This window comes from Algorimicrobium echini, assembly GCF_900115185.1.
GTDB classification, from domain to species: Bacteria; Bacteroidota; Bacteroidia; order Flavobacteriales; family Flavobacteriaceae; genus Algorimicrobium; species Algorimicrobium echini.
Window position 1 is genome coordinate 85,394 of the sequence record NZ_FOVN01000006.1, and the last position, 15,667, is coordinate 101,060.

Annotated in this window: 12 protein-coding genes and 1 pseudogene; 2 read left to right on the forward strand and 11 right to left on the reverse strand. The window is 32.5% G+C overall.

Going from position 1 to position 15,667, the window contains the following annotated elements; all coding sequences use genetic code 11:
- Positions 1-88 precede the first annotated feature (88 nt).
- The 4 genes from BM239_RS12900 to BM239_RS12910 form a co-directional block, all read right to left on the reverse strand.
- A complete protein-coding gene (locus BM239_RS12900) occupies positions 89-1,378 on the reverse strand; it encodes an HlyD family secretion protein (RefSeq protein ID WP_092209290.1) in 1,290 nt (429 codons plus the stop codon).
- Positions 1,378-3,570: a peptidase domain-containing ABC transporter gene (locus tag BM239_RS12905; RefSeq protein ID WP_092209292.1), complete on the reverse strand. Its 2,193-nt coding sequence runs from the start codon at positions 3,568-3,570 to the stop codon at positions 1,378-1,380. Before BM239_RS12905 ends, BM239_RS12900 begins: the two co-directional genes overlap by 1 nt.
- Positions 3,571-3,621: 51 nt before the next feature.
- A complete protein-coding gene (locus BM239_RS15445) occupies positions 3,622-3,795 on the reverse strand; it encodes a hypothetical protein (RefSeq protein ID WP_177209042.1) in 174 nt (57 codons plus the stop codon).
- Between the two features lie 119 nt (positions 3,796-3,914).
- Positions 3,915-5,534, reverse strand: coding sequence for a vitamin K epoxide reductase family protein (locus tag BM239_RS12910; protein WP_092209294.1), 1,620 nt, complete (start codon positions 5,532-5,534; stop codon positions 3,915-3,917).
- 213 nt (positions 5,535-5,747) lie between these two features.
- On the opposite strand from BM239_RS12910, the pseudogene BM239_RS12915 reads away from it, so the two are divergent.
- Positions 5,748-6,095: pseudogene (locus tag BM239_RS12915) on the forward strand (DNA/RNA non-specific endonuclease); the annotation flags it as partial.
- A 1-nt stretch (position 6,096) separates the two neighbouring features.
- Here BM239_RS12915 and BM239_RS12920 read toward each other — a convergent pair.
- From BM239_RS12920 to gcvP, 4 genes are all read right to left on the reverse strand, one after another.
- Positions 6,097-6,945 (reverse strand): glycosyltransferase family 2 protein, encoded by an 849-nt coding sequence (locus BM239_RS12920; RefSeq protein WP_092209298.1) that lies wholly within the window; start codon positions 6,943-6,945, stop codon positions 6,097-6,099.
- Positions 6,946-7,036: 91 nt separating this feature from the next.
- Positions 7,037-7,567, reverse strand: coding sequence for a methyltransferase (locus BM239_RS12925; RefSeq protein WP_092209299.1), 531 nt, complete (start codon positions 7,565-7,567; stop codon positions 7,037-7,039).
- 51 nt (positions 7,568-7,618) lie between these two features.
- Entirely contained in the window at positions 7,619-8,677 is a 1,059-nt protein-coding gene (locus BM239_RS12930; protein WP_092209301.1) for a 3-oxoacyl-ACP synthase III family protein, read from the reverse strand.
- 179 nt (positions 8,678-8,856) lie between these two features.
- Complete coding sequence (gcvP, locus tag BM239_RS12935; protein WP_092209303.1) at positions 8,857-11,706, reverse strand: aminomethyl-transferring glycine dehydrogenase; 2,850 nt, start codon at positions 11,704-11,706, stop codon at positions 8,857-8,859.
- Positions 11,707-11,825: 119 nt separating this feature from the next.
- On the opposite strand from gcvP, the gene BM239_RS12940 reads away from it, so the two are divergent.
- A complete protein-coding gene (locus BM239_RS12940; protein WP_177209043.1) occupies positions 11,826-12,659 on the forward strand; it encodes a UbiA prenyltransferase family protein in 834 nt (277 codons plus the stop codon).
- Here the strand turns inward: BM239_RS12940 and BM239_RS12945 are convergent.
- From BM239_RS12945 to BM239_RS12955, 3 genes are read right to left on the reverse strand one after another with little or no spacing between them, the layout of a single operon-like run.
- A complete protein-coding gene (locus tag BM239_RS12945) occupies positions 12,636-12,899 on the reverse strand; it encodes a hypothetical protein (protein WP_092209308.1) in 264 nt (87 codons plus the stop codon). The genes BM239_RS12940 and BM239_RS12945 overlap by 24 nt on opposite strands.
- Positions 12,900-12,903: 4 nt before the next feature.
- Positions 12,904-13,458 (reverse strand): sigma-70 family RNA polymerase sigma factor, encoded by a 555-nt coding sequence (locus BM239_RS12950; RefSeq protein WP_092209310.1) that lies wholly within the window; start codon positions 13,456-13,458, stop codon positions 12,904-12,906.
- 41 nt (positions 13,459-13,499) lie between these two features.
- Entirely contained in the window at positions 13,500-15,533 is a 2,034-nt protein-coding gene (locus tag BM239_RS12955) for a M3 family metallopeptidase (protein ID WP_092209312.1), read from the reverse strand.
- Positions 15,534-15,667 lie beyond the last annotated feature (134 nt).

A 15,667-nucleotide genomic window follows, 5' to 3' on the forward strand; every position in this document is an offset into this window, starting at 1 on the left:
TTCATAATAAAAATATTTATAAATTAAATTTGCCTTGATCATTTAAAGACACTCAAGGTTTATGTCTATTCCTCGCGAGAGAATTCGGTTATTTAAATATGTCTTTTATTTGATAGAAAAAACGTTCAATTAATCGCAGATCTTCTGTAATTATTTCTGCTTTTCCAATCATTTCTTGTTTAAACTCTATTTCTTTGTTATATGATGTTATTAATTTATTCGGGAGTTTTACATCTATTAAATAAAAGCCTTCATTGTCTGGAATTATAGATATTTGATTAATACTGCCAGACAAGAATCCGAATTCAGTTTCAGGATAATTTTGTACGCTTATATTAACTTGCTGACCAACCTTTAGTTTTCCTGAATTTTGCATGGGTGTTTTTAGTTTTGCTATGTAGGAAAGGTTTTGAGTAGGAATGATGGTGAAAACCAAATCTCCAGTACTTACATTTTGATTCGCATTCCAGAAATGTAAAAAAGAAACTTTACCTTTTATATTAGATTTCAATACATATTTTTGTTCCCAATTATGAATAGCATTTTTCAATTGGTTGAAAGCTTGTAGCACATTTTTTAAAAGCTTAATTTCTTCTCTAGTTTTTGTTATTTCTGTTCCTGTTGTGCTTTTATTGGCATTGCTTATGGCTTCTCTTATTTGTGAAATTGAGGATTCAAAATTCTTTAAATTACGTTGGAATTGTGCGTATTCTAATTGTTTGTTTTCATATTCTAATTTAGAGATAATACCTTTTTTGTATAAGGCTTCATGGCGTTCTAAATTAGTTTTGGCAAATTCTAATTCTGTTTGGTTAATTTTTAATTGTGCTTTTGCGTTTTGTAGTCTGTTTTGTAATTCCAGTAGTGTGTTTTTGTTAGCTAAAGCATCATTAGAAAATGGTTGTAATTGTTTGTTTAAAATGTATTGAGAATAATAGTTCTCAAAAAGTGCAAAATCTGCATCAACTTCTCCTAAAAATAGAATGGGTAATTCATCTAAAGGAAAGTAGAACGACTTGTTATTGGGTTTTATAGTATCTACAATCTGTTTTAAAGTTTGTATATCGTTAAAACTTGCAGTGTTTTCTAAAGTAGCCAAAATGGTGTTTTTATCTACAATTTGATTGTTTTTAACAAAAACACTATCAATTCTACCGCTTATTTTTGCATATTCTTTTTGAGGCGGATTTTGTGTGGTTATTAAAGTTTCTGCAGTAATAACATCAGGATATTTAATAAGCCAACTTAAACTAAAAAACAGCATTATTAGGGCTAAAAACAATAAATTGCCATAACGTATCATCCAATGTGGGACATAAGATAGTATATCTTGCACTTGCTCGCTACGTAATTCTATTTCTTCTAGTTTTTTTGACATTAATTCCCAAGTTCTAATTGGTTTTTCACCAAGTTGTAATAGTTTCCTTTTTTGGTAACTAGTTCATTGTGATTTCCTATTTCTACAATTTTACCATCTTCTAAAACTACAATCTGGTGCGCATTTTTTACCGTACTTAAACGGTGAGCAATTACAACCACCGTTTTGTCTTCAAAAAAAGTATTTAAATTCCCCATAATCACTTTTTCATTATTAGCATCTAAAGCAGAAGTTGCCTCATCGAAAAATAAATAATCTGGGTTTTTATAAACAGCTCGTGCTATAAATAGACGTTGTTTTTGTCCTGTACTTAAACCTGTTCCTTCTGTGCCAATTTTTGTGTTGTAAGCTAAAGGTAAGGATTCTATATATTCTCTAATATTAGCCACATCAATAGCATGTGCTAATCTTTCTTTATCTATAATATCTTCTCCAATGGCTATATTATTGGCAATGGTGTCATTAAATATGTAACCTTCTTGCATAACAACACCATAATGGTCTCGCCAAGCTTTTTGCGAGATGTTATTCAGCGAAAATTGATTGACTAGGATATCTCCCTTATTGGGTTGGTAGTAGCCTAAAAGCAATTTCATTAATGTGGTTTTTCCACTTCCACTGGTACCGACAATAGCTGTAGTTTTGTTTGCAGGAACTTCTAGGTTTAAATCTTTTAAAACTTCAATATCGGAACCTGTATATGTAAACGTTACATCTTTGATAGAGATAGCGCCACTTTTTGGGATGTCTTTTATTTTATTTTGAGGATCCATTTCCTCGTTATCCATATTATGGATCTCACTTAAACGATCTAAAGATATTTTAGCATCCTGTAATTCTCGAACAAAATTAATTAACTGTTGTACAGGTGAATTTAATTGTCCAACGATATAGGAGATAGCAAGCATCATACCTAATGTAATGTCACCATCTATTACCAATTTTGCGGAAAGAATAGTGATAAAAATATTTTTAAGTTCATTAATAAAAGATGAACCAACGCCCTGTGTTTGCTCTAAAGCCAAGCTTTTTATGGATACTTTAAATAATTTAGCTTGTGTATGTTCCCAATTCCAACGTTTTTGTTTTTCGGCATTATGCAGTTTTATGTCATGCATGCCATTTATTAGCTCTATTACAGTACTTTGTTCTTGGCTTAAAGCTGAAAAACGCTTATAATCTAATGTTGCTCGTTTCTTTAAGAATATTTTAATCCATAAAAAATACAGCAAACTACCAATTAAAAAAACACTAAAAATTTGTAAACTATAATAAGCCAAAACAAAACTGAATACTATAAAGTTGACCATTGAAAACAAAACGTTTAACGATGAGGTGGTTAATATTTGCTCAATACGTTTGTGGTCGTTAATACGTTGTAATAAATCGCCTGTCATTTTTACATCAAAATAGGCAATTGGTAAAAGCATTAACTTGATAAAAAAATCAGAAATTAAAGAAATATTAATTCTGGTACTTACATGTAATAAAATCCAACTTCTAATAATTTCAATAGCTGTTCGTCCAATAAATAACGTTATTTGTGCAAATAAAATTAAATAAATAAAATTAAGGTCTCTATTCTTTATCCCAACATCTACAACACTTTGGGTTAAAAACGGAACAACTAACTGTAATAAACTTGCAGCCAGTAAACCAATACAAAGTTGAATAATAAAGCTTTTGTATTTGTATAAATATTTTGATAAATAAGTGAAGTTAAACTTCTGTTCTTCATCTTCATCAAATTCATTCTTATAAAAATTGGGAGTAGGATCTAATAGTAGCGCAATACCTTCTTGTGTTTTTTCGGTTGCATTATTACCAATCCAGAATTTTAGAAATTCATCTTTAGTGTAAGAAATTAAACCATGGGCAGGATCTGAAATATAATAGGTTTTTTTTTTTATTTTATAGAGTACTACATAATGATCTTTATTCCAATGTAAAATGCATGGTAAAGGTGCTTTGTTTAAATCATTTAAAGTTAATTTAACGCCCAAACTTCTAAAACCAATGGCTTCACTTGCGTCACTTAAATTAAGCAAGTTACTTCCTACTCTTGTAGTTTCACTTATTTGCCTAATTAAAGGAATTGATAAATGTTTGCCATAATGCTTAGCTATAATTTTTAAGCATGTTGGCCCACAATCTTTAGATTCGATTTGTTTATATGTAGGAAACCTTTTCATTTTTATGAAGAACAAGAAGAGAGAAGCCTCTCTTCTTGTTTAAATTAAATGTTATCCATTACAATCCCATTGTCCGGGTGCATACTCGTTACACATTGATTTGACTGGACAAGCAACTACTACTGGAAAACCAGAACACATGAATGGTTTTCTGCCTCCACCTCCATTAATTTTTCTTTGTTCTGCTTTGTTTAAAACAGTTCCTAAATTCTGTAAATTTTTCATAATTAAAAATTTTAATAAATTATATTTGCTGTGAACATTAAAGACACTCACAGTTTGTGTCTATTCTTCGCGAGAGAATATTGTTCAAGTAAAACCCTTTAATTAGGGTTTTACTGTTTTTAGATATGTTTTAAAATAAAGGGTGTTTCTATGTTTCGATTGTGTTGATAGAATTCAGCTAACTCTTCAATGAAAAATACTAAATCACTTCTGTCATAAGCTTTAGGAAAAGATTGCCCGTTGATTAAAATTTCTGGTGTAAAGTTTATATTATTAACTAAACACCAGTTGTATTCCGCTTCAAGTATAGAAATGTAATCGTTGTTGGAAGATGTTTTCCATTTTTGTAACCAAGATTTTGCATCTGGATTATTATAAATTTCATGCAAGGCTTCTAGGCATTTAATTTCGCTTTCTATATGAAATAGCTCCAACAATCTGCTTGATACTAATACGCCATCCGTTTCTAAATTATTAGTGTTAATGTTAAACCTTATAGTTATATTTAATTCGTTATGGTGCTTCCTTAAGATTGTTTCTGCCAAATTATGAACAGCCTTACAATGGCCACAAAATGGGTTGGTAATTATTGTAATGTTTAAAATTGCTTTTTTGTTACCTAAAACTATTTCTGAAGTGTCAGGTAATAATGTGTTTACTGTTTCTGATTGTTGTAACAGCGTATTAAATAAATCAAAATTTCTTTTAAATTTACTAGATTCTATTTTTAGTTTTTTATATGCTTGTTCATCTTTTAATTTTGTAACTATAAAAAGCCAAAAGGAAGCGATAACTGAAAATGAGAATCCTACTAATAGGATCGATTCTATATTTATTGTTTTAAGGTTAATATCAGTAAAAAGGAACATTAATGATTGACAAACTAAAACAGATGCAACACCCAAGCATAATAAACACCATGTTTTAGAAATTTTAACCTGATAATATATAGAGTAAATAACTACTGGGAAGGCGGCTAAACTTATAACATATAATGATTTTAATGAATTATTTGTTGTGATTAATAGAAAAGATCCAATACTAATTGAAATAAAATAGATAAAACTTAAATCACTTAATTTTATGTTTTTGAAAAGTGTTGCTCCTTTTGAGTTTAATACTGCATTGCAATTGGTAGTTTTACTTTCTTGAGAGCATATGCTATCTACTATTTTGGAACTTAATCCTAAATCGTGTTGAACAATTAAATAACTTATGGAAATACCTGCTAATGATAAAATGAAATAAATAGGTGCTAGAATATTTACATTGTTTTTAAAAAATAACAGAATAAATAGCACTAAAGCTAATATAAATAGTGGTTTTTGAAAATTGGTTGTTTTTAATTGATTTGTATTTATAGTTTCATCTTGTTCTATGCCAACAAGAATGCCGGTAAATTTTTTCAAGAATATTTCTTTAGAAATAGTTTCACTTTCTTGATTACCAAATATTAATTTATTTTTTTTTTCTTTCTTTACGACTAATGAAAAATCATTGCTATTATTGTTTCTAATTTGAGCAATAAAACTTTTAGGTAATTGTTCTAAAGTTTCTTTATTGACAGGAACATTAACAGCAATATTTTCAATATTAAAATGATTTAGAACCCCTGTTATAGTATGTAAACTGGGATAGGAAGGATGACTTTTTATCTGAAATTCTAATTCTTCTCTATCAATAAAAATTTTATTTTTTTTGAGAAAACTATCTAAAAGAAATGTTAAAGAGTCCTGCATTTAAATTTTGTTTTTTTAAAGCTACATTATTTTAAACTATTTGGATTACGGTAAAACCACAGCAGTGTTGTGGTTTTACCGTAAATGTGAGTTATGAAAGGCGCTATGGTTGTTAATTTTTTTTTAATTTTTAATGATTCTTAATAGTGATTTTTTTTGATTTGCCGTTTCTTGTAAACTTTAAAATTTGTTGATAAATATGACTTTAATTCGGGTATTTGGAACACGCTGGAACAAAAAACACGGTACTGGGCTTCAAAGTATAATGGTGTTTTTGTGGTTACGGGTGGTGTTTTAGGAAGGAATTTAAAAACTATTGGAAGCGAAAAAGTAGCCGTCCCAAACCAGTTTTATAAAATTATTTTAGACTATAACGATGGAAACCCAAAGGTGTTGGCTTTTTTAATGCCTCATGTTAATTCTAACAAACCGCTTTATGAGTTTGTCGTCTCGGTTGATACTGTTGAAGAGCTAACAGGAATCAATTTTTTTCCAGAATTAGAGGATGCTATTGAAACTAGAATGGAATCGTCTAGAAGTTATAATAAATGGCGATTTTAAATTATTTAAACTTCCCCAGTATACCCTTCCAGCGAAGTTTTCTAATAAAAATGCCTTGTTCTTTGGTAACTAACGGTTCTGTTTTATTTTTTTTTGCTTTAAAATAACCAGACATATAATCCTTAAAAAGTCGAAATTCTCCTTTTTTATAAGCTAATTTTAAAGCCGAAATCAGTGTAATTAAAAATCCGTATCGCATTTTATACATGGCTTCACCTTGTAAGTATTTTGACGCTTTATTGTAGCTTTTACCGGTTGGTTTTAAATGTTTAACGTGTAAGTTTTCATCCGTTAAAATCTCCCAGTTGTAAAATTTGGCAAGTAATTCATCTACGGTGTCCCAACCCATGGATGGTTTCAGTTTGCCAATTTCAAAAAAGCAGTTTTTTCTGTAGGCTTTTAATGCGCCACGTATATGATCTTTTCGCGTTAGGTTTTCAAGAATCCATTCATTGTTTTCTTCAATATAACAGAATCCAGAAGCCATTCCTAGCTTGTCATTCGCTTGGAAATGTTTTGCTAATTCTTCCAAATAATTATCGGGAAATATTAAATCGGCATCAAATTTACAAATCACATCATAATCTTCATCCAGCGTTTCATAGCCTTTGTAAAACGCATTGATGATTTTGCTGCCTGGTAAATGTTTGTTAGAAGATATTGTGTTTATTAATGAAATCCAGTTATATTTTGTGGTAAAACCTTCAACAAGTTGCTGAGTTTTATCGGTAGAATTATCATTCACAACAACCACCTGTTTTGGTAAAAAGGTTTGGCTTGCTAGAGATACCAAAGTTTGTTTAATATATATCTCTTCGTTGTGGGCTGGAATGATGATATAAAAATTCAAAAGTTATGATTTAAGGTTTAAAGTTACAGGAATTCAAATTTGGGAACTATTATAAACTTATTCTCAAAATGTGAAATTTTAAATGGAATAATTATTGTTTGTTTATTCTTTCCGCATAGACAATATAATATCTAGGTGTAAACCAACGTAAAATGGGTCTGATGCCTATTTTTTTAGTTGGATTGGTCCATTTTTCACGCGCTATTATCTTCCAGCCAGCTTTTTCTAAAAGCCAATCAAATTGCCAATCTTCAAATTCATGATAATGTCTATCCCACATATCTGTTTTACTTCTGTAGGCAGGAGAAAACCATAGGCGAAGCGGTATACTTGCTACTAATTTATCAGCTTTAATGCGTTGTAAAACGGTAAATGGAGAGAGTAAGTGTTCAAAAATTTCAAAAGCGGTAACAACTTCTGCATCCGATTTTTCTATAGCTGCAGTATGAACATCCAAATCTTCACCCAATGTGTTTTGAACCTGATAACCTAGGTCCTTCATAATAGGTGTAAATGGATTTTCAACACCTAAATCTAAAATATTATAATGGGTTGGAATATGCTTTTGAAGAAATTTAGCGGTATGTTTGAAGCGTTTATTAGGATAACTTTTTTCGTACATAATATTTCTTTAGAAAGCTGAAGGCGGATTTAATAAATTAATTGGAAATTGTTAATACCTATAGACCATAGCATTGATATGCATGCCTGCTCCTACGCTAGCAAATATAATAACATCTCCTTTATTTATATGCTGGTTTTCCATCTTGTCATGCGTAATTAAATCGTAAAGTGTTGGAATGGTAGCTACAGAGCTATTTCCAAACTCTTGAATACTCATAGGCATGATACCTTTAGGAATATCAGTTTCGTATAACTTGTAAAAGCGTTTTAATATAGCTTCATCCATTTTTTCATTAGCCTGGTGAATCAGAATTTTTTTGACATCTTTTATAGGTATACCGCTTTTGTCTAAACACGTTTTCATGGCTAATGGTACATTGGTTAAAGCAAATTCGTAAATTTTTCTACCATCCATTTTAATATAACGCGTATCTCGACAAAGATCTTTATTATTAGAATTTCCGAAGTATAAATAGAAAGCTTCGTCATAGGTAAAACTAGCGGTTTCGTGAGCTAAAATTCCTCTATCCTCATTTGTATCTTCAATGATAGTTGCGCCTGCTCCATCACTATAAATCATAGAATCACGGTCATGCTTATCTACAACACGAGATAGTGCTTCTGTACCAATAACCAAACAGCGTTTGGCAATACCTGCTTTTATAAATGCATGAGCTTGAATGACACCTTCTATCCAACCAGGACAACCAAATAGAATGTCGTAAGCTACGCATTTGGGGTTTTTAATTCGTAAATTATGTTTGATTCTTGAAGCCAAACAGGGCAGAATATCACTTTGAATCGTGTTGTGAACAACATCTCCGAAATTGTGCGCTACAATTATATAGTCTAACGTTTCAGGATCTATACTAGCGTCTGCAATGGCTTTTTCGGCAGCAAAAAATCCCAGATCAGATGTGTTTAGGTGCTTATCAGCATATCTGCGCTCTCCAATGCCTGTAATAGCCTTAAATTTCTCAATAATAACATCGTTGTCATGCTTTAATATAGAGCCATCATTATTAAGAAATTCATGCTTGTTAAAGTTCGCATTTGTTTCTATACTACTTGGTATATAGCTGCCAGTTCCTGTGATTCTTATTGCCATATTATGCGTTAATTTTTATTAGGCAATTACTAAATTAAGTATTAAATTATACTTAATAACTACAACTTTGCCTAATTGTTTATTTTTTTGCGAATATGATAAAAATATCGCCAGAAATTGTTGTATCAATAAAAAATAAAGCCTTCGTTTTAGAAGGCTTTATTAAGTTTTTAAGAGTGTTATGCTTCCATATATTCTTCTATAGGTGCACAAGTACAAAATAAATTACGGTCGCCATAAGCGTCGTCAACACGTCTTACGGTAGGCCAAAACTTATTATCACGAACATATTCTAAAGGAAATGCTGCTTGCTCTCTGGTGTAAGGCATTAGCCATTCATTGGCTGTAATCATTTCTAATGTATGAGGTGCATTTTTAAGAATGTTATTTGTGTCGTCTTTGGAGCTCGCTTCAATTTCTTTTCTGATTGAAATCATAGCGTCACAAAAACGATCCATTTCAGCTTTACTTTCACTTTCAGTTGGTTCAATCATTAAGGTTCCAGCTACTGGGAACGATACGGTTGGTGCATGAAAGCCATAATCCATTAACCGTTTCGCGATATCGGTAACTTCAATGCCATGTTCTTTAAAAGCCCGACAGTCTACAATCATTTCATGAGCAGCTCTCCCGCGTTCTCCTGAATACAGCGTATCAAACTGGCCTTGTAAACGGAATTTAATATAGTTGGCGTTAAGTATTGCTACTTTAGTAGCGTCGGTTAAGCCTTTAGCGCCTAACATTTTTATATAACCATAAGAAATTAAGCATACCAAAGATGATCCAAATGGCGCTCCAGAAATTGCCGAAATAGCATTTGTTCCGCCTGTTTTAATAATAGGGTTGCTAGGTAAAAATGGTGCTAATTGTTTAGCTACACATATAGGTCCAACGCCAGGTCCACCACCTCCATGAGGGATGGCAAAGGTTTTGTGAAGGTTTAAGTGACAAACATCAGCTCCAATATTTCCTGGGTTGGTTAGTCCAACTTGTGCATTCATATTGGCACCATCCATATACACTTGACCACCATTGTCATGAATAATTTGAGTTATTTCTTTAATAGCAGACTCATAAACGCCATGAGTGGATGGGTAAGTAACCATTATACATGATAGGTTGTCTTTGTGTAACTCTGCTTTTTCCCGTAAATCGTCTACATCAATATTTCCTTTTTCAGTAGATTTTGTTACAACTACTTTCATTCCTGCCATAACAGCACTTGCTGGGTTTGTTCCATGAGCAGATGAAGGTATTAAACAAATATTTCTATGATGGTCACCACGAGATTCGTGGTAAGCTTTAATTACCATAAGACCAGCAAATTCACCTTGAGCACCTGAATTTGGCTGTAAGGATGTGGCTGCAAAACCCGTTATTTCTGTTAACTGATTTTCTAATTCTTTTAAGATAGTTAGATAACCTTCGGCTTGATCAGCAGGAACAAATGGGTGAATAGTGCCCCAATTTGGAGAGCTTAATGGTAACATTTCAGCAGCAGCATTCAACTTCATAGTACAGGAGCCTAATGAAATCATTGAGTGATTTAATGATAAATCTTTGCGTTCTAATTTTTTAATATAACGCATTAGCTCTGTTTCCGAATGGTGTGAATTAAATACATCAAGTGTTAAAAAATCCGTTGTTCTTTGTAAGGATTCCATAACCATATTGGTTTCAGAAAGCGTTTCAATTTTTACCGTTTCTTTATTAGCAACACCTGCAAAAATAGAAACAATTTGATTCGCATCTTTTAGTGTTGTTGTTTCATTAATAGAAATTGTAACCGTTTCGGCATCTGGATAATAAAAATTAACGCCTGCTTTTTCGGCAGCAGCTTTAATATTTTCAGCGTTTGCTTTAACTTTAATCGTATCGAAATATGCTGTGTTTAGCTGGCTAATGCCAAGTTTTTCTAAAGCATTCGAAACAGATACAGCTGTATAATGAATACGATTGGCTATAAACTCTAACCCTTTTGGGCCATGGTAAACGGCGTACATACCAGCCATAACAGCTAAAAGCACTTGAGCCGTACAAATATTAGATGTTGCTTTGTCTCGTTTAATATGCTGCTCACGGGTTTGTAATGCCATGCGTAACGCACGATTTCCGTTCATATCTTTGGTGACACCAATAATACGCCCAGGAATATCCCGCTTATACATTTCTTTTGTTGCAAAGAAAGCTGCGTGAGGTCCACCATAACCCATAGGGACACCAAAGCGTTGTGTGGTTCCAACAACCACATCCGCACCAAATTTCCCAGGGGCTTCTAATTTCACTAAACTTAAAATATCGGCAGCAACAGCAACTTTTATTCCGTGATTGTTGGCTGAAGAAATAAATGTTTTTATATCTGTAATTTGTCCGTCTTTGCCTGGATACTGTAATAGGGCACCATAGAATTCGGATGAGAAATTGAAAGTGTCTTCATTTCCTACAACCAATTCAATACCAATTGGATTTGCACGTGTTTCTAATAGCGATAAGGTTTGTGGTAAAATATTTTCTGAAACGAAAAATTTATTAACGTTTGCTTTCTTTTGATCACGAGACCTAACAGCAAATAATAAGCCCATAGCTTCAGCTGCAGCCGTACTTTCATCTAAAAGTGACGCGTTAGCGAGTTCCATACCTGTTAAGTCGCAAATCATGGTTTGGAAATTTAAAAGAGCCTCTAAACGTCCCTGTGCAATTTCTGCTTGGTAAGGCGTGTATGCTGTATACCAACCAGGATTTTCTAGTATATTCCGTTGAATAACCGCTGGTAATATTGTTGGGTGGTATCCTAAACCAATATATGTTTTGTACGTTTTGTTACGTTTTGATAATTCATGAATATGTGTCAAGTATTCTTGCTCACTCATGGCTTCATCTAGATTTAACGCTGATTTTAATCGGATATCATCTGGAACAGTCTCATAAATTAATTGATCTAATGAGTCCACACCAATGGTTTGTAACATGCGATTTTGGTCTTCTTCTCGTGGACCAATGTGACGTTGTGCGAAAGCAGTTGTATTCATTAAAAGTTGTGTTGAATTTAGGCTGCAAATTTACGGAATTATTCACGTTTTAATGTTAATGAAAATGAAAGTTTTTAACCAATTAATTTTGTTATTAACACTTTGTGTATTTTTGTATTATGCGTTTCGGAAAACACCTTTTTGATTTTTATTTAAACAGCAGTATTCACGTAGCTTTATCCGTTTTTGCGTTAAGTTGGTTAACACTCATTGAGTATCAAATTCCATTTGATGCAAATGTGCTTTTTTTTATATTTTTTGCATCTATTGCTGGTTATAATTTTGTGAAGTTTTTTGGTTTGGCAAAATTTCATCATAGAAGCTTGTCACGTTGGCTGAAAATTATTCAAATTTTGTCCTTTATATGTCTAATGTTTATGAGCTTTTTTGCCTTTCAATTGCAAATGGAAACCATAATGTATTTAAGTGTTTTTGCGCTTATTACATGTTTATATGCGATACCATTTCTTCCAAAAAGTTTTTATTTTGATAAACAACAAAATTTACGAAACGTAAGTGGGCTTAAAGTTTATGTGATTGCTTTGGTTTGGGCTGGAGTTACTGTGCTTATTCCGTTAATTAACAATAATCGCCTTTTAGATGTTACTGTAGTCTGGGTCTTTTTACAACGGTTTTTGTTGGTTTTGGCTTTAATGCTCCCTTTTGAAATTCGGGATATGCAATTTGATAGTCTGAAGTTAGCTACAATACCTCAAAAAATTGGTATTAAAAACACTAAAATTATGGGCGTTATTTTAGCGTGTTTATTTTTTGGATTGGAATTCTTTATTTCTGAAAAAATTGCGGATAACTTGTTAATTCAATTGATTGTTGCTGTTTTAGTGATGTTAAGTATCTTGTTTGCAAGCAGGCGTCAGGGGAAATATTACAGCGGCTTTTGGGTGGAGAGTATTCCTATTTTTTGGTTGCTACTTACGCTCTTGTTTGGATAGTTCTTTAGTGAACTGTGCTTTTATTTGCTCGCGCTCTATGGTTTTTAAACAGTTAAGTTTTGAGTTTTTTACAGATTCAGAAAGTTTGCTGTTTCTTTTAACATAGGAACGCGTTATATGGCACCAAAAATACCGTAAAGTGAGTTTGAATTTTTCCCAATTAGTAGCTTCATTATATTGTGCTTTGTCACAAATGTGCTGTGCTTCCTCACAGGTAATAAATAAATATCTTTTTTTCATATTGCTAATTAAACCATGTTTTTTCCATACAATCTGCCATGGCAGTTCGGGCTCTATGAACAATAACCCATAGGTTAGACGCTGTAATGTTTAATTCATTACAAATGGTTTCTGTTTCTAACCCTTCAATAGTTTTCATTTTAAAAACGGTTGCTTGTTTCTCTGGAAGCTTTTCTAAACAACTATAAATGGCATCACCTAATTCATCATTTTCTAAAGTGTCTTCGGCTGTTTTATCAAACGGGTCTGCAATACGTTCCTCAAGCCAATCACCTTCTTCCTCGTTACTATTGTAGGACATGCGCACTTCGGCTTGTCCTTTTTTAGAATTTATTTTCCGATAATGGTCAATAATTTTTCGTTTTAAAATAGAGATTAGCCATGTGCGTTCGCTGGCTTCACCTTTAAAGTTTTTCATGGATTTTAAGCCTGCAAAAAATGTGTCTTGTACCAAATCTTTAGAAATTTCACGATCACTAACACGTGATATCGTAAAATTAAATAAGTAATCTGAATACCGATCTATCCATTGATCTGGGTTTATAAGATGTTTAGGCATAAAATTATTTAGCAATTTTTATCAAAAGTAGGGTAAAATTTCTATTTCTCAATCAACCCAGCACGTTTTAGTAAAGCGTCTGGTTGTGGTTCTTGACCTCTAAAGCGTTTGTATAAAACCATAGGGTCATCGGTTCCGCCTTGGGATAAGATGTTGTCTTTAAATTTTGTAGCGACATCAGCATTGAAAATGCCTTGTTCTTGAAAGTACTCAAAAGCGTCTGCATCTAAAACTTCAGCCCATTTGTAACTGTAATATCCTGAACTGTAACCACCTTGAAAAATATGAGAGAATGATGTGCTCATACAGTTTTCCGCAACATCCGGATATAATTTGGTGTTTTCAAATGCTTTTAGCTCTTGTGCTTTTACATCAATAATACCCGTTGGATCTTGTCCGTGCCAGCTCATGTCTAACAGTCCAAAACTAATTTGGCGCATGGTTTGCATGCCTTCATGGAATGTTGCCGATGCTTTAATTTTTTGTATCAAATCCATTGGAATAACGTCGCCAGTTTCATAGTGAGTTGCAAAAATTTCTAAAGCTTCACGCTCATAACACCAATTTTCTAAAACTTGACTCGGTAATTCTACAAAATCCCAAAACACACTTGTTCCCGATAAACTTGGGTAGGTAGTGTTTGCTAACATACCGTGAAGAGCATGGCCAAATTCATGAAATAGCGTTGTCACTTCATTAAAAGTTAACAACGATGGTTTTGTTTTTGTTGGTTTCGTAAAATTGCAAACTATAGAAATATGTGGGCGACTATTTTCACCTTCTCTAATAAATTGTGGTTTGTAAACCGTCATCCAGGCACCATTGCGTTTTCCTGGTCTTGGAAAAAAGTCGGCATAAAATATAGAGACTAAATTGCCTGCTGTATCGGTTACCTTATATGTTAGGACATCTTTATGGTATTTATCTATGGTGTTGATTTCTTCAAACTGCAAGCCGTAAAGCTTTTCAGCAATTGTAAAAGCACCATGAATAACATTTTCTAATTTGAAATAAGGTTTTAATTTTTCATCATCTAAATCGAATAACTTCTGTTTGAGTTTTTCACCATAGTAGGCACCATCCCATTTTTGAAGTTGATCAATACCATCTAAATCTTTAGCAAATTTCTCTAAATTTTTAAATTCATTTTCAGCTGCTGGTTTTGCTTTATCCAAAAGTTCATTTAGAAATGCTTCTACCGTTTCTGGATTTTTAGCCATGCGTTCTTCCAATACAAAATGTGCGTGTGTTTTGTAACCGAGTAAGTTAGCGCGTTTAAAACGAAGTTTCGCTATTTGCAATACGTTTTCTTGATTGTCATATGTATTATTCTGAAAGGCTTTTGCGCCTGATGCAATAGCAAGCTTTTTTCGAATTTCCCGATTGTCCGCATAGGTCATAAACGGAATGTAGCTAGGATAATCTAACGTAATTAACCACCCGTCTTTATTTTTGCTTTCAGCTAAATTACTTGCTGCTTCTTTAGCGCCTTCTGGTAAACCAGCTAAATCTTTTTCGTCAGTAATATGTAACTCAAAATTATTGGTTTCAGCTAAAACATTCTCGCCAAAAGTTAATTTTAACTTGCTCAATTTTTTGTCAATCTCCCGAAGTTCTTGTTTTTTATCTTCTGGAAGATTAGCACCATTTCTTGAGAATCCTTTATACTTTTTATCTAAAAGGGTTTCTTGCTCTTTTGTTAATTTTAAACTTGCTTTATTATTATATACCGCTTTAACACGCTCAAATAAGTTTTGATTTAAGGTAATGTCATTGCTAAATTCCGATAACAGAGGTGAAACATCTTGAGCAATTTTTTGAATGGTATCATTCGTTTCTGCCGAATTCATATTAAAAAAGATACTCGATAACCTATCGAGTTCTTCTCCTGAAAAGTCTAAAGCTTCTATGGTGTTTTCAAAGGTTGGTGCTTCGGGATTTTTTGTAATTGCATCAATTTCAGTTTTTGCCTTATTTATGGCCGTTTTGAAGGCTGGTAAGTAATCTGAATCTGAAATTTTAGAGAATGGTGTAGTAGTATATAATGTGTTGAATGGTTTATTAAGTATATTCATGACTGTTGTTTACTTTTTTAATTCAGGCATTTTTTTTAGTGAATAAAGGTGGGTAATTTAATTGATTATCCTTGTTAAGGAATATCTAAATAATTGTGATACTTTTCTTACTACATCAATGATTACGGCATTAT